Source organism: Bergeyella anatis, from assembly GCF_036016955.1.
Taxonomy (GTDB): Bacteria; Bacteroidota; Bacteroidia; order Flavobacteriales; family Weeksellaceae; genus JAYWXI01.
Genome location: NZ_JAYWXI010000022.1, coordinates 1 through 15,731, shown reverse-complemented (window position 1 = coordinate 15,731; position 15,731 = coordinate 1). Strand labels below are relative to the sequence as shown.

Annotated in this window: 17 protein-coding genes and 1 pseudogene; all 18 read left to right on the top strand. The window is 31.0% G+C overall.

The window, feature by feature from the left end:
• Window positions 1–637 (top strand): phage baseplate assembly protein V (locus VQ048_RS11055; protein ID WP_327611743.1); only part of this gene is annotated, 637 nt, incomplete at its 5' end.
• A gap of 2 nt (window positions 638–639) precedes the next feature.
• Window positions 640–1,779, top strand: a complete 1,140-nt coding sequence (locus VQ048_RS11050) for a hypothetical protein (RefSeq protein WP_327611742.1) — start codon at window positions 640–642, stop codon at window positions 1,777–1,779.
• A gap of 13 nt (window positions 1,780–1,792) precedes the next feature.
• Window positions 1,793–2,209, top strand: coding sequence for a hypothetical protein (locus VQ048_RS11045; RefSeq protein ID WP_327611741.1), 417 nt, complete (start codon window positions 1,793–1,795; stop codon window positions 2,207–2,209).
• Between the two features lie 132 nt (window positions 2,210–2,341).
• The gene (locus VQ048_RS11040; RefSeq protein WP_327611740.1) at window positions 2,342–3,328 is read left to right on the top strand and encodes a phage baseplate assembly protein V; all 987 of its coding nucleotides are present in this window, start codon (window positions 2,342–2,344) and stop codon (window positions 3,326–3,328) included.
• A gap of 2 nt (window positions 3,329–3,330) precedes the next feature.
• Window positions 3,331–4,704 carry a hypothetical protein gene (locus VQ048_RS11035; protein ID WP_327611739.1) on the top strand — a complete coding sequence of 458 codons (1,374 nt, stop codon included), beginning with the start codon at window positions 3,331–3,333 and terminating at the stop codon, window positions 4,702–4,704.
• A 7-nt stretch (window positions 4,705–4,711) separates the two neighbouring features.
• On the top strand, window positions 4,712–5,155 hold the full coding sequence (locus tag VQ048_RS11030) for a hypothetical protein (RefSeq protein WP_327611738.1): 444 nt from the start codon (window positions 4,712–4,714) through the stop codon (window positions 5,153–5,155).
• Window positions 5,156–5,315: 160 nt separating this feature from the next.
• Window positions 5,316–5,618, top strand: a complete 303-nt coding sequence (locus tag VQ048_RS11025; protein ID WP_327611737.1) for a hypothetical protein — start codon at window positions 5,316–5,318, stop codon at window positions 5,616–5,618.
• 12 nt (window positions 5,619–5,630) lie between these two features.
• Window positions 5,631–6,740 (top strand): polymorphic toxin type 44 domain-containing protein, encoded by a 1,110-nt coding sequence (locus VQ048_RS11020; protein WP_327611736.1) that lies wholly within the window; start codon window positions 5,631–5,633, stop codon window positions 6,738–6,740.
• Window positions 6,727–7,101, top strand: coding sequence for a hypothetical protein (locus VQ048_RS11015; protein WP_327611735.1), 375 nt, complete (start codon window positions 6,727–6,729; stop codon window positions 7,099–7,101). The genes VQ048_RS11020 and VQ048_RS11015 overlap by 14 nt, the downstream gene beginning before the upstream one ends.
• A gap of 50 nt (window positions 7,102–7,151) precedes the next feature.
• The gene (locus tag VQ048_RS11010; protein WP_327611734.1) at window positions 7,152–8,177 is read left to right on the top strand and encodes a LysM peptidoglycan-binding domain-containing protein; all 1,026 of its coding nucleotides are present in this window, start codon (window positions 7,152–7,154) and stop codon (window positions 8,175–8,177) included.
• A gap of 53 nt (window positions 8,178–8,230) precedes the next feature.
• Complete coding sequence (locus VQ048_RS11005; RefSeq protein WP_327611733.1) at window positions 8,231–9,016, top strand: hypothetical protein; 786 nt, start codon at window positions 8,231–8,233, stop codon at window positions 9,014–9,016.
• Window positions 9,017–9,020: 4 nt separating this feature from the next.
• Window positions 9,021–9,557, top strand: a complete 537-nt coding sequence (locus VQ048_RS11000) for a hypothetical protein (RefSeq protein ID WP_327611732.1) — start codon at window positions 9,021–9,023, stop codon at window positions 9,555–9,557.
• A 12-nt stretch (window positions 9,558–9,569) separates the two neighbouring features.
• Window positions 9,570–10,214: a DUF4280 domain-containing protein gene (locus VQ048_RS10995; RefSeq protein ID WP_327611731.1), complete on the top strand. Its 645-nt coding sequence runs from the start codon at window positions 9,570–9,572 to the stop codon at window positions 10,212–10,214.
• Window positions 10,215–10,234: 20 nt separating this feature from the next.
• Window positions 10,235–12,820 carry a M23 family metallopeptidase gene (locus VQ048_RS10990; protein ID WP_327611730.1) on the top strand — a complete coding sequence of 862 codons (2,586 nt, stop codon included), beginning with the start codon at window positions 10,235–10,237 and terminating at the stop codon, window positions 12,818–12,820.
• Window positions 12,821–12,937: 117 nt separating this feature from the next.
• On the top strand, window positions 12,938–13,513 hold the full coding sequence (locus tag VQ048_RS10985) for a hypothetical protein (protein WP_327611729.1): 576 nt from the start codon (window positions 12,938–12,940) through the stop codon (window positions 13,511–13,513).
• A gap of 98 nt (window positions 13,514–13,611) precedes the next feature.
• Entirely contained in the window at window positions 13,612–14,691 is a 1,080-nt protein-coding gene (locus VQ048_RS10980) for a hypothetical protein (RefSeq protein WP_327611728.1), read from the top strand.
• A gap of 291 nt (window positions 14,692–14,982) precedes the next feature.
• Window positions 14,983–15,429, top strand: a complete 447-nt coding sequence (locus tag VQ048_RS10975) for a hypothetical protein (protein ID WP_327611727.1) — start codon at window positions 14,983–14,985, stop codon at window positions 15,427–15,429.
• 11 nt (window positions 15,430–15,440) lie between these two features.
• Window positions 15,441–15,731 (top strand): annotated as a pseudogene (locus VQ048_RS10970) (type VI secretion system contractile sheath protein TssC); the annotation flags it as partial.

The following is a 15,731-nucleotide window of genomic DNA, read 5'->3' as shown; positions in this document are numbered from 1 at the left end:
ATATTCGCCTTGGATACGCGTAGTACAGCCTCATGGTGGTTCGGGTAAAGGTTTTTATTTTATCCCCGAGATAGATGAGGAAGTGATGGTATCTTTTGAAAACCAAAACGCCGAAAGACCTTATGTGATAGGTAGCCATTATAACGGAAAAAGTAAAAGTGGGTATGCTACAAAAGATAATAGCATAAAAGTGATACAAACGAGAAGTGGGCATATCGTTAAATTCACAGAAGACGAGAGTATTATCATAACTGATAAAAGTGGCAATGAAATTCATCTAGACACCACAGGTGGGAATATTAATATAACGGCACCAGAAACAATAAACATTAGTGCAAAAAATATTAATATTACAGCATCTCAGAATGTATCTACCAGTGCAGGAATGAGTATTACGGAAACGGCAGGAGTTAATCATAGTAGCACAGCAGGCGGAGCAATGATGCAAAGTGCAGTTTTAGATTATTCCTTAGTGGCTGCGAATATTACAGAAATAGCACAGGGAAATAGAGAGAGTAAGGCGAAGGAAATTATAGATTTATCTGCAAAGAAAAATATTCATTCAGAGGAGGGGAATAATATTCATACTAAAGGGACATTCAATAACAATAGTGGCGAAAAATCTAATTTTCATTAACTATGGCAGGAGGAAAAATAACGAGAATAGTAGGTAGTGTTAGTAGTATAGAATGCGATAGTTGGAATGTATATACCGATGAATTTAATGCTTCATCGGGAGGAAAAAGCGTTTTCACGGCAGATGGAGGAACACATTTTGGAACACCGAAAGAACCACCTTCCGCTGGGAAATATTTTGTGAAAGGATGGTGGACAGATGAAAATGACCAACCTATTAAAGAAGCACATATAGGAGATACTATAAGATTTCATATTGAGACTAAGGGTATAGATGATGGGGAAAAAGTGGATTTTATTGTATATGATTGGGACTATTTTAAGCCTTTTAATGATAAACTTTTACTATTTGAGAAAGATACTGGAGCAGAAAAGAATAAAATAATTATCAAACAAAATAGAGGGTATATAGAATGGACTACAGGAGAAGGTAGCTTAAGACTAATAGATGAGATGTTTGAGGGGGATGAAATAGAACTTTTTGTAGAATGTAGCTATAGAGAAGAAACTATTAGCCTCCCATATATGGAAAGTGATTATTTGGTGTTAAAAGAGGAAGAAGAAATAATAACAGTTTTGATAGAATTACCACATAGTGGTCACACAGATAAACTCAATAGAAAAGGGCTAGGAGGACATACAGGTATTATTATTGGAGATGAATATTATGATTATGGTCCTCAACCAGGAAGTCCTTTTATGTCGGATGGTCGTCCTTGGTGGGATGGTTTCGGTTCAGATAATTTAACAAAAGATGATATTATAACAATATTAGAAAATGAAGACTTAAGAAAAAATGGAGGTATAATAGGAAGAGTATGTTTGATAGACATTCATATTAGAGGGAGTGAGAAAAATAAAATAGAGAAATGGTGGAAAGAGAGATATAAGGATTTGAGAACTTATAGTGTTATTCCTGCTATTGGAGAGCAGTGTACTACAACTGTGAGGATTTCAATAGAAAGTTGTACAGTGGTTTTTAATTATTATACTTCTGAAATAATTTCTTTCAAAAAAATCACTAATACCACTCAATCTCCTCAAGGATTTTTGGAGCTTTTGCTTGAAGAAGGAGTACATACTTATGGATCAAAAAAGGGAACTAAATTAACTGTTACAAAAGATTATGCTGAAATTAATTAAACTTATATTTATTATGACAATTTTTAATCTGTTTTCTTGTAAAGAAGAAATAAAAAAATATTATGTATATGGAACAAAAGAATATCAGCAAAGAGAAAAACAGCTAAAAATTGATACGAAACAGGCTGCTCAAATGTTTGCTAAATATTTTTTTGAAAAGTATAACGATAAAAATGAAATTGAGGTTAACCTCCGAATTATTTATGATGATTATTACATATTCTCAGATGGAGTTATTTTGTATAATCATAAAATAGGAGAATATTTTTTAGGAAATACGACTTGGGTCAATGGAAATACAGGTGAGATTTTTAATTCTGATAAAGAAAAGTTAAATATAAATTTACCTGAACCATCAACAAAAGATATTCTTGATGGAGAGAAAAAAACTTATTTTACCCAGAAGTTTTACAATGATTTGAAAAGATAGAGTGTTTGGGGTAATGTTCCATATTTAATGATGAAATAGTTTTGTCATTGTAAAATGTTTATTATTGGCATGACTAATGGAAATATTAGAATGGTAATTTATCTGCATTGGAATGGGGAAGAGGGCTTTTAAATGGGTGAGCAATCGCTATTGAGGGAGAAGGAAAATAGGGAGAATTTGCTGATAGTGAAGGGTAAAAGTCGCGAACCGAAATTAAGGATTGGTGGAAGAGCCAAATTATCAGACATCAATGATAAAGCGATGGAAATTTATCGTATTTTGGAGATAACCCATTACTTAGATGGTGATACCTATTGGAATGAGTTTGTAGGTATTCCTGATATTTTTGTGTCGCCTTATGTAGATGAGAATGCTTTTGCTAAATGTGAAGACCAACCTGCTATTGTAAAGGATAACAACGACCCGCAAGGTTTAGGACGAGTAAGAGTACAGTTTATTTGGCAACGCCCTACCAATGAATATTCGCCTTGGATACGCGTAGTACAGCCACACGGCGGTTCGGGCAAAGGTTTTTATTTTATCCCCGAGATAGATGAGGAAGTGATGGTGTCTTTTGAAAATCAAAACGCCGAAAGACCCTATGTCATCGGTAGCCACTACAATGGAAAAAGTAAAAGTGGGTATGCTACCGCAGGAAATGATAAAAAAGTAATCCATACGAGGAGTGGCACTAAGATTATTCTAAATGATGCTGAAGGTAGTGTCTTTATAGAAGACCCAAGTGGAAACACCTATTTTATGGACGGACAAGGTAACATCAATGTGAATGCTCCTAAAAATATGACTTTTACCGCAGGAGAAAATGTAAATATTAGTGCGGGAATGAATGTTAGTGTAAATGCAGGAATGAATATTACTGAAAGCGCTGGGATGAATCACAATAGCTTTGCAGGTGCTATGATGATGCAGAATGCGGTGGCAGATTATTCTTTGATGGCAGCTAATATTATGGAAGTAGCTCAAGGAGAAAGAAAATCTAAAGCTAAGGAAGTAACCGATCAATCTGGTAAAAAAAATATTATTTCTCAAGAAACGAATAGCATTCACTCAAAAGGGAAATTAAATAATAATAGTGGGGATAAATCCAATTTATTTTAGTTATGGCAGGAGGGAAAATCATACGCGTTGTCGGAGGGAAAAACTCTATTGAATGTGATAATTGGACGGTTTATACTGATGAGTTTAATGCTTCGGCAGGAGGTAAAAGTCAGTTTACGGCTGACAAAGGAACTAATTTCGGAAAGCCAAAAGAACCTGAATTAAAAAAAGGAGTTTTTGTAAAGGGATGGTGGAGCTCTGATGAAGAAGGAAAAAATAAAATAACTGAGGCTTTTTTAGGAGATAAAGTATTTTTTCATATTGAAACCAGAAACATACCTAATGGTAAATATATAGGTACAACGCTTTGTGATGATGATTTAAAACAAATAAGAGAAGCGAAAGACAATAATAAAGGCTCTGATAAGATTGCATTAGGACCTAAGGGAGGGGATGATTATAAATATTTGAGATATAGGGAAGTAAAAAACAATAAAATAGTAATAACAATCTTGTTAGAAGGAATCTTAGAAAATTTGATTGAGGAGGAAGAGGATAAACAAATAGAATTGTTTTTTGCATGTAGTTATGATAATGAAAATGTTGAACTACCTCTTTCATTTAGTGATTATTTAAAAGTGTCAAAAAAAATAAACTATGGAGGAGCTTTTTTATTTATTCTTACAGATGAACTACTACCATCAGGAAAAATAGTTAGAAAAGTTGTAGTGCCACCACCTGCAAAAATATTTGATTATTTTAAGAGTAATAAATTTGAAATGCTTGGAATGTCACCCCCAAATCCATCAGCAAATATTTCAATAGGAGAACATGCTTTTGGTTTAAATAAAAGCCAGTATTTGTCTGGTAGTAGCTTACCGAATGGAGCTCCTAATATTAAAGGTACACCACATTATATTGACATTAAAAAGGCTAAAGCTGCTGGATGTAAAATATATTCTACTGAAGAAATTGTAGCAGATTTAAAAAGGCTGAGACAACAAGCACCCACTGTTGAAGCAAAAGCAAGATTAGATAAAGTTATCAATGCGGTATCAAATATTGAAAAAGAAGTTTTAATTGAAGGAAATATCCCTGCCGATGCTATTAAATCTCCAGCCGCTATGAGATTGACAAAAGGGCTAAGAGTATTAAATATAATCGGTATAGTTATAACCGCTTATGAATTAGAACAAGCAACGGAAAAATCTGTTAAACAAAGTTCCATTAAACCTATTGCGGCAGAAACGATAAGACAAGTTGGAGGTTGGGGCAGTGCAGTTGCTGGTGCAAAAATTGGAGGAATAGCTGGAGCTGCAATAGGAATAGAAACAGGACCAGGGGCGATTATTACTGGAGCGATTGGAGCAATTATTTTTGGAACAGCAGGCTATTTTGGGGCAGATTGGATAGCAGATCAAATAGATGAAAACTAAATATAATATGTTAAAACTATTCAAGAGAAAAGTTTGGTATCATTTTTATTTACCTGCAGAATTATATCATTATATGAAAGTAATTAATGATAAAACATTAAAGCAATTTTTTTATGACAAAAGATTACTTTTTAGAGGAGTGAGGTGTGAAAAAATTTCAAATAAGCTTTACTACATTTCTATAAGTTTCAATAACAGGACAGAGAAAGAAACTTTCGAAATTGAAATTGCTAAATATAACGAATTACTTCCACCGTGGGTGGTTTTTCCTGATATGTTTTATGGTGCTCCGAGATGGAATCAAGGAATACAAGAAGATTATTGTATAAGAAATTGGCTTCCATACTGGGAAAGTCTCGATCTCAATCAAAAACAAGAATATTTATTAAAATACGATTGTCCTAAAGAATGGATAGGGTGGTTTAAACAAAATAATAGAATGATTATGTAATAAAAGTGATACAAACCAGAAGTGGACATATCGTTAAGTTTACAGAAGACGAGAGTATTATCATAACTGATAAAAGTGGTAATGAAATACATTTGGATACCATGGGGGGGGTAATATAAACATAACAGCACCAGAGACCATGACACTCAATTGTAAAAATTTGAATATCAATGTAGGGCAGAATATGACAACCAATGTAGGAATGAATAAGTCTGATGGTATAGGATTAAACCATATTGAAAATATAGGAGCTATTAAAACCACCTCTGTAGTAGGTGATGCTAATATGTTCATCACAGGGAAACTAACAGAAATAATAGAGGGTGATGTACATAGTGAAACAAAACAAGAACGAAATGAAGTAAGTGATGGAAATATTGTAACACAGAGTACAGGAACTAATGAACAACACTCTAAAAAATCTATTAAAAATAATAGTTCAGAAAAAGGTAATAATTTTTAAAAATGAATTATTATGAGTAGAACAAGAATTGTAAAAGGGAATATCACGAAAATCATTGGAGGGAACTATAAAAGATATTCCAAAGAGGATATAGTGAATATTGGCTCTAAGGTAATACAAGTAGGAAAAGAAGGTGGGGTTACTTATGGAGAGCCTGAAGAGGTACCTTTACAAAAAAATTCTACTGTGCTGATAGTGGAGGTAAAAGGTGAGAAAGAGTCACTCCCAGGGAAGGAAATTACCTACAAAGTAACAAGATTTAATATACAGCCGACAGAGGAAGATAAAAAACGAATTCGTTGGGTAGTAAAAGTGGATGATAAAAAGGAGAAACAATCACAACAAGGAATGAGTCTTAAACTCAAAATAAAAAAAGAGTGGGCAGGGAAACAAATTGTGGTAATGCCTTACTTACAAAAGCCTACAGAAAGTGTGAGTGCTAAGACTAAGGTTGGGAAATGTGATCATATAGATGGAGCAAGAAATGTAGCTTTATATATCGAGCAAGAAATAAAAAAGAATACACAGAGTAATATAGCAGGGAGTATAAGGTATTATGCATCATATGAGGAATATGAAAAAAGATTCAAAGAATGGAAAAGTAGAAATATATTGGGACAACTTTTAAGTCAGCCTGAACCGCAAAATTTGCTAAAAGCTAGAATATTATGGACAGAAAGAGTTTTTAAGAATAGACCTTGGGATCATAAACCTATAATAAGAGATAATTTTAAAGAATTTGCAATTGAAAGGAGGGAATATTCAAATGTCTCTAAAAAGTATGTTACATATAAAAGTTATTTTCATAAGTATGGAGAATATGACTACTTTTATGATGTGTGGTCTAATATACACTATGGTTATGTTGGATTAAGCGTTGGTTTCAGTGAAGACACATTATTAGATGGAGCTGATTTAGCCCAAATAATAGATAGTTCTGGAGGGAACTCTAAGGATACAGAGGATGATAAAATAGCTATAAAAATAGGGTTTTCGTTATATTATAAATATGGCAAGTATGCAGAAAAGCTGACAGCACAAGATATTTTAGATGCTTTAGAGATTGCTCCTCTAAAAGAGAGCAAGAAAAAACATAAATGCTACAATAATGAAAATAAATAATATTCAAAAAAGTTTATACTTTTTTCTGACATTGTTAATCGTTCTAATCATATATTTTGTTTATAACTTTACTCGTCCCACTATTATATTTCATACCCATAATAAAGAGATAGGTTATTTAGGAAAAATAGTAACTTTAGATGGAGATATTCATAAATTGTATGTACAAAATCATATTTCACAATACAAGTTGCCACATATTTGGGATTGGGACAATGAAGATGAAATCGCAATATTTACATATAATTATAACGATTTATTGACTAAAAAGGATATTGATTTTTGGAAATTAGAAATTTACCTAGATGAAGAAGGAAAATATAAAAAATATACCAAAGTTAGATATTTTTGGCTAAAGTGAAGCAATAGTTATTTCAAAATAATAGAACAAGTAATTAGGAAAAAGTAATTATGAAGACAAACCTATATAAAGTCCAAAGAGGAGATACATTAGAGTCAATAGCTAAAAAGTTGAACATTTCTCGTGAAGCGTTGAGGCGTCATCATAATACTTATTGTGATTTAGAACACCTTATAGAAAAAGACCTTCAAGGTATTAGAGAAGTACATATTCCTTCAGATGAAAAAATTATAGAAATTCAAATGTATGAGCAAGAGTTAGCAAAAATATTTAGGTTGCCATCTTCCTATTTGAATACTGATTTTTATTTCCCCAATTACGAAGTAACAGAACACATAAAGCAAGATGATAAAGATAAAATAATTATTACTTACGATGTTTCTATTGCTTTTAAGAAAAAGAATGACAAAGGCTTGGTATTCGAAGTACAAACACATAATTTCAAAAAAGATAAACAAATACCAGATGATAAAATAAGTTTGATATCCCTTGCTTGTATGAAAAGCATCTCACCTATACAACTGGTAGTCTTGAATAATGGCAAGCTATCTCAATTGTATGATCACGATGCTATTATTAACAAATTTGAAAGCAACAGAAAGGATTTCGAAGATTTTTTTATTGGGGAAATATACAGTAATTATATAAATAAATTTTATAGCACCATCAAAAATGAAGTTTATATTTTCAATCAAATTCGTTCCACTTTATTGTATCAGTTGTTATTTCCTGAAAGGAAATATTTACGAGAGGAAAATGAATGGAAAGCTACATTTTATGTTGTTCCCAATTCTTTTCCATTAGAGTGTAAATTCAATTCAACACACCATTTTGAAGATAATAATACCATTAAAATAAAAGGAACAATAGATGATAACTATAGCCTACAAGAAATTTTGAAAGGAGTTAAGATTGAAGAAAATCAAAAAGAGGCTATAAATGGAGAAGTTGAACTCTACTATACTCTTAGTGAAGATAGCAAAATGTTAGAAAAAATAACAGCCGAAATAGTGCTTTGGAATCACGGAGAATTGTACCTAAAACATTTTTTAACATTAGAAATGAAAAATCAATGATTTTTTTATTACATTAGTGGAAAAATAAATTTTTCTTTTTTAAGAAGAAAGATATGAGTAAAATAATTGAAGAAGGCTATATACTCGTTGGAACGAATAATATAAAAAAATTGTCGGATAATAAATATGCTATAACTAATACTTCTGGGAAAATATCTTATGATATGGTCTCTATGGATAATCCAAGTACAGAAAAGGAGAAGCAGATATGTTCTAGACTTAGTAAATCAAGGTTAGATACTATAAAAAAGTGGAATATTTCAATGTTAGAGTCAGAGTTTAAAAGTACATTGTACTTATTATCAGATACAGGATCTGATGCCAATAAACTTGCTGAACATTTTTTTTCAGGTGAAGGAAAACTTTTTAGTTTTTCTAGTTCTACTAACCTTGCAAATGAAATTAAAAATTCAGATCAATTTGATGAATTCAAAAAAGCTCTTGATAGTAAAATTAATAATGAAGCTAAAGACGGGTGCCTTAAAAAAGAAAAGGAAGACGGTACATATGAGATTTTAAGAATCAAAGATATTGCATTACCGTACTATGGAATATCTGAAGTCTTCATGACTAATGATGATGCAGCAGCAATATTGGGAGGAATACAACTTGCTATTGTAAAATATAAATTATACAAAAAAGGTAGTAATACCTTTAGAACAAAACTAACAGATGTGTTTTTTTACGATACGTTTGGAGCGGGTTGGGATGATGCATGTAATACTATGAAATCATACTCTGATGGTCTAGTAGCAATGTTTGTATTACAACATTATAAAAATATAAATAATCCTAAAAAGTATCAGCCATTTGTTATAGGAGTTCATATAAAATTATAGAGGTATGAAAGTGAAATATTTAGTCTCATTGTTTTTGTTTTTTTATTCATACATAGTTTTTGCTATAGGAGTTACTGATTGGCGACAAACTACTCCTGGAGGGAATGAAATGAATAATTTTAATGATATATCATTAGTTTTTAAAAGTGGGAATACGGTTGATAATATTTTTAAATGGTACTTTTACAAAGATCATATTATCTGCATTATTGTTAATTCTTGGACTGATAATATGGAATTTTCATATGCAGTGATTAATGAATCAACAGAACATGTAAAATTATTTAAAAATGAAAAAGAATGGAAGATTTATATTGAAAATTCAAAACTAAAACCAACTGTATGGACGAGATGGTATAGAGGTGATTGGTCTATATTTAATAATAATATTTTTAGTATTTTATATTTCCTTATTCCAGCAATCATTTTTTTACTATTTCTATTCAGAAAAAGCAATTCTTTGCTCAAAAAAATTATGTATATCGGATTTTTAATCTTATTACTTTATTATATATTAAATTTTTTTCCACAGAGTATTTAATTCTAAAAAGTTATGACTGAAGATATTTTTAAAATAACTCAACTGGTTTCAAGAGGTCTTGCAGAATATAAATTTTATTCAGATAAAAATGATTCTGAGACAAATGATGAGAATAAGACAGATGATGAAAAAGAAGAAGAAAAAAACTCTACCGAAAATCGCTCGAGTGAGCATGAGGGAAAATATTTTGTTATCCAAAAAGGAATGTGTCAATGCAATCAGGGGTTTAAATATCCAAAATTTAAAGTAACCTCTCACCAAAAACATTATTGGAATGATGAAAATGGTGAGGCAGACTATTTAGCAGTAACAGAAGATGATTTAACCTTTGACCCTCCCGCTATGCCTTTTGGCAACTGTAAATTAAAGCCTACAAGTGGCGGATATTTACCATGTGCCTTTGCACCGGCAGGAAAGTGGACAAAAACTTATGATAAAGTAAAAATATTAGGTAAAAAATGTGTAACCGAAATTTCTGAATTGATGTGTACCTCTGGAGGTAAAATTACAATTTTTAAGCATGGACAACAAAGTGAGGCAGGTAAAACTCATGTACAGAAAGCTAATGCAAGAGAGCAGCAAGTTTATAATCCTATCATGAACTTTGAAGAGTTTCAAGACGAACAAGATGAAACATACCTATACGATTACGAATAAATAACTAAAAGGATTCAATTATGATTATAGGAAAGCAAAGCCCTGTAGTTGGAGTTAAAGAAATATATCAAGTTAATGATTTGCTTAGCAATAGTTTTTTGAAAAATACTAATGTAAGTTTTTTGTGGTACTTATTCAGGAAACAAAAAAATGGCAAATGGTTAGATATAACAAAAAAAGAAGGTCCAAAGAAAGGAGAAAAAGTTACTTACAAATTTGGTGAGACCTTTTTGGGTACAGAGTTCAAAATAGTAGTAAATAAAGAAACCCAAAATGTTTTTAGCCAAAATAGAATAACAAAGCCTTTTGCGGAACTTATAGTTGTACCTACAAGTAGCAGAGTCCCTAAAATAGAAAGAGTTATTTTATTTAACAAAGGAGCAAGCGATGTTAATAAAGCCCATTATACAGATACTTTAACCGCAAGAGCATATTGTACAGCAATGTTTGGTGAGACAGTAGAATTTCATTTATGGGAAGATGATGCACCAGGTGGAGGACATAACGCAGAAATCAATAGAAACAATAGGCTTGATGTATCTTTTAATGCAAAAGTAAATGCTAAGGGGATTGCCGAAGCACAGATAAGATTACTTTCTCATGCAAGTGTTTTGAAAAACATTGCTAATAGTTATTCTATGAGAGGTAGTAAGGATGAGGGTAAAAATCATGAATACTATGTTACGGCAAGTTATTATGGCAAGATAAAAGGTTCCAGCCAGGTCAATGTAAATGTTGTGAATCCAGATTACAAATCAAAAACCACGAAATCTCCAAAACATAAGAAAACAACCACATCTACTCCAAAAGAAAATACTCCTAAATTTCCAGCAACTAGAAAATCAAGAATATTAAAAAAAGAAGATCCACAAGGTAAAATTATAGATGCTTACTTTGTGAATGTTTTGGGGCAAAGAGTATCAAGAATATCAGTTGGAGACAAAGTAAAAGTACGTATTTTATCGAATGGAATGAGTGGTAAACATATTGAATATGTAATATGGGAGTATGATACCACTTATAGTGATGAAATCTATCGTAGTGGCAAGATAAAATTAAATTCTAATAGGGCAGATACTCCTGAGATTACCATTACACATTCGATGTTTAAAAAAGGGATTGATTTTAAATATGGGGATACAGATAATGATTATCAAAACTATTTTATAGAGGTTATTCCTTTAGATATTTCGGTAAGCTCCAAAAAGTTTGGGGTTACAAGTGATGGTTTGATGAAAGTAGAAAAAGGAAAAAGTGCTTCTAGTGTGGGATATAGTAAAGTGGAGGAGAAAGAGAAAAAAGATGATGTATGTGTGTGTAAGTTAAATACATTGAATTGGGGGAGACATTTTACCTGTCAAGAAAGGAAAAAAATTTTTGAAATATCAAATAGACTTGATTGTAATCCGAATTATTTAACTTCTGTTATGGCTCTAGAAACTGGAGGAACATTTGATCCAAGCATTGTTAATAAATTGGGATACACAGGTTTAATACAAATTGGTGCGGATGCTGCAAAAGATATTAATAGAAGAAAAGGAACACAAATTAGTTCAGGAAATAAAGGAAATCTTAAAAATATGACGAAGTTAGAACAATTAACATATGTTGAATACTATCTTGAACCATTTAAAGGAAAATTAAATACTTTAGCTGATTTTTATCTAGCTATTTTAATGCCAGTTGATTGTGGAAAAGGAAATCAAAGTAACCATGTTGTTTTTGATAAAAATCTTAAATTAGATTTTGATGAAGAAGGTAAAGTGATAAAAAACACAAAATGGGTGAGAAATAGAGGATATGAACAAAACCCCGTTTTTCATAAAGAAGGAAAAAATGAGGAGGGAAAGACATACGTGTGGGAAATATCAAAAGAAATAGAAAAATGGTACAATAAGGGAGGTAATAAAATTAATAAAGAAATTGATTTTTCATGTCAGAGTCTACCTGAAAGCAATATAGATAAGTCAAAATCTAATATTTGGCATGATCCAGTTGATAACCCTCGTTTAACTAAATATAATTATTCAGGAATAGTAAAACCATCAAGTGGGACATATGGTGAATGTAGAAGATATTCTAATGGTAAAAAGAGATATCATGGAGGTTTCGATTTTTTTGCTATTCCAGGTAAAGATAAGGTTTATTCCTGTTTGAAAGGAAATATTTACGAGGTTAGATATTCAGTAAATGCAGGTTGGATTATAAGAATTAAAGTGCAAAATGTTAAAGACTTATTAGAACAAGAGAAAAAAGTAAATTATACAATTCAATATCCGGATGAATGGGTGGGAAAAGATATTATAGAAAGTGATGAAGTTTACTTAATTTATATGCATCTTGATAGTGTATTATTTACAGCAAAAGATGCACAAGAAAAGAGAGAAGTAGATGCTGGTACTATTATAGGGATTGCTGGTGTTACAGGAAAAATTGCAAGTGGAACTAGAGCGCCTCATTTACATATGGAGATTGCTACTGTAATGGATCCTTACGTAAAGGGAATAAAGGGAAGGAAATATAGAACTAATCCTGCAAGATTTGTAAAACTTAATCCTTACGACACACAAGATCAAGATAAGGCAGCAAAAAAGAAGCATTACTAAATAAATTTTAGGTATGCATTGAAAGTTTGATAATAAATCTTCACATAAAGAAGCTATTCAAAGATTTGATTTTAATAAATTTAATCAGTAACTTAGAAAAACTTAAATATTTTATTAATGAAAAATACATTACAACTAACGGTTATATTTATTCTATACCTATTGATAAATTCATGTAAAGGAAACAACGACAATATTTCTTCTGTTAATAACAATAATGAAACTGTTATAGAGGATGAATGGAATAAAAATACTCAAACTATAGTTCATGAAAATGATAGCATAGAATATGAGGAAAACGATGAATTTATCTCAAATTTTTTATTTAATCAGTGGAAGGGTAAATATGAACTAGTACAAGAAGACTTGATAGATGGCTGGGGGAGAGAATCGATGTGTTTTACAGAATTGGTTTTAATCGCCCCAGATAGTTGTATTTATAGAAGTTGGCTTGCCGATGAAAATGGAAAAAGATACGCTAAAGAAGATAATTATCAAGAATATGTTGGAGGTATGGTTGCAACCTCAGAAAAAGACTCTATAGAATTTTATACAAAAAAGGTTCTCGCAGGTGGAAATAATACATTGTCACCATTGCTGACACTAACTAAAAGTAACGATAAGTTTTATTTGCATAGTGTTTTAATTCCTAACTCTCGAGATGAAATACATAAAATTTCTGTTGATAAATAGAGGAGTTTTTTAATCTAAAAATAATAAATAAGGAGCATTTATAGAAAATCATTAAACAAACTTTGTTACCTTAGAAATGGTCTAAAATATTCATTGAAATGAAAATAATAGTTTTATTGCTAGTAATCAGTTTGTTGAGTATTTGCTCTTGTAAGGAGAATGGCAAAAAATCTGTCACAGATTCTACGCAGAATCAAATTGATTTTTTTGATAAAAAATATTTTACGGAATACAGTTTAGTTGTAGATGAATCTACACTCGCAGACCATCCGATACAAACCTTTTTAGATTGTAATGATGGTTATTTTACCATTCATTATATTCCTAAATCGCCAGAGCTTAGAGTGTTTTGGAGTGAAGACTATTTAAATACTTACGATATAGATAAATTAGATTTTGAAAAAGAAAGTATTAAAATTGAAAAAAAGATAAAAAGTAACCTAAATGATTATGCTATCTTTTGCTATTATGTTCCCTCGAGGTTTTTAAGAACGAATTCTATTTGTTCGGAGGAAAGTGTTTATTTGGATGACGAAACTAATGCAAAAATATATTATTACAATTCTCAAGACAAAAAATGGGAGCAAATTAGTGATGAAAAATCAAATGTCCTTCCAAAAATATTTGATTCAAAATACTTTACTAATAAGTTTCCTAATTACTTTACATCAGAGAATATAACTCAAAATAAACCTATACCATCTCAAAAAGGACAGGGTTATCAGATACTTTTTGAAAAGACAGCGGACATTAACCAAGATGAGAAAATGGATAAAATACTTGTTTATGGTACAGAGTGGAATAGCCAACCGCCAGAACCATCAGATTTCAAAAAATATAAAATCGTTATCCATTTGAGTAATGATGATTCATTTCGTACTTTAACAAACAGCAATATCATTGAGCCTTACTATCCAAATAATGTCGCATCTGGTTTTTCTGATATTAAGGTAAAGGATAATTATTTTACCATAGAGCAAGCCAATGGTGGAGGTGGAAATATTGTTAAAAGTTTTACCACTTTTAAATACAATAAACAAAAAAATGAAATTTATTTGTACAAATATTCAACAATCACCATTCAACAATCTTCAGGAGATGAAGAAACATCAGAATTAACAATAAAAAATTTCGGAATTATTCCCTTTGAATCATTCAATATAGGAAATTTAAACTGAAGGTAAATTAAAATATAGCAAAATTACAAAATTCACAGAGTAAGTAATCGTATAAAAAATCAATTTAATGAGTTGATAATCAAAATGAATTATATTATAGAAAACCAGTATATAATTTCTTATCAATGAAATTTTAGAGCAGTAAATAGGGCATTCTCATAAGTATTTTTTTTCAAAAAAACAAAAAATAATTTGGTTGTATAATAAAATTATATTACATTTGAAAGGGAGAAAAATGTGCAAATGCATTTTTACCATAGTCATTATTACTAACATAAAAATTTTTTGCTTATGATTTCAAATAAAGGAATAGGCGGGAACGAAGTTCCAATGGATGCAAACGAATCGATTTCAGAAATTCCATTTAACAGGACTTTAATTGCACAGCAATTGACAGCTGACGAACCTATCAAGCCTGAATTAGTAGAAGGTTTGACTACTGTTGAGAAAGTATTTGAACACTTCAAGCCTGAACTCAAAGTTGATTTTGAAGATGCAGAAGGTGCTACAAAGATGGAAACCTTAAAATTTGAAAATTTAGGGGACTTTGGAGTAAAAGGAATTACAAATCAAAGTGAGTTTTTATCTGGTCTTAATACTGAGAAAGATCAGTATCAAAAGATTGTAAAGCAATTAAAGACTAACAAAATTTTAAAAGCAGCATTAGAAGACCCTGATGCCAAGAAAGCTTTTATACAGTCGTTACAAAATCTTATTGAGGAACTTAACCAACACTAAAATCTTATCCTATGGCAGAAAATAAACAATCACAAATAAAAGAAACTCAATCGGTACAAAGAGAACAAGTTTCAATAGAGAAAAGCTTAGATCAATTAGCTAGATATGGAGGATTTGATTTATTAGAAACTTCTATAGAGAATATTCAAAATCTTAATCCTGACAGAAAAGCCAGAAGAAAGATATTCTTGAGCGAAAAAAATAAAGCTAAGGAGCGTCAGACACTGAAAAAAACTTTGGAACTTTGGGCAGATGTAATTAGTAAAAGCGATACGCTTACAGATATGGTTGCTCATTGTGAA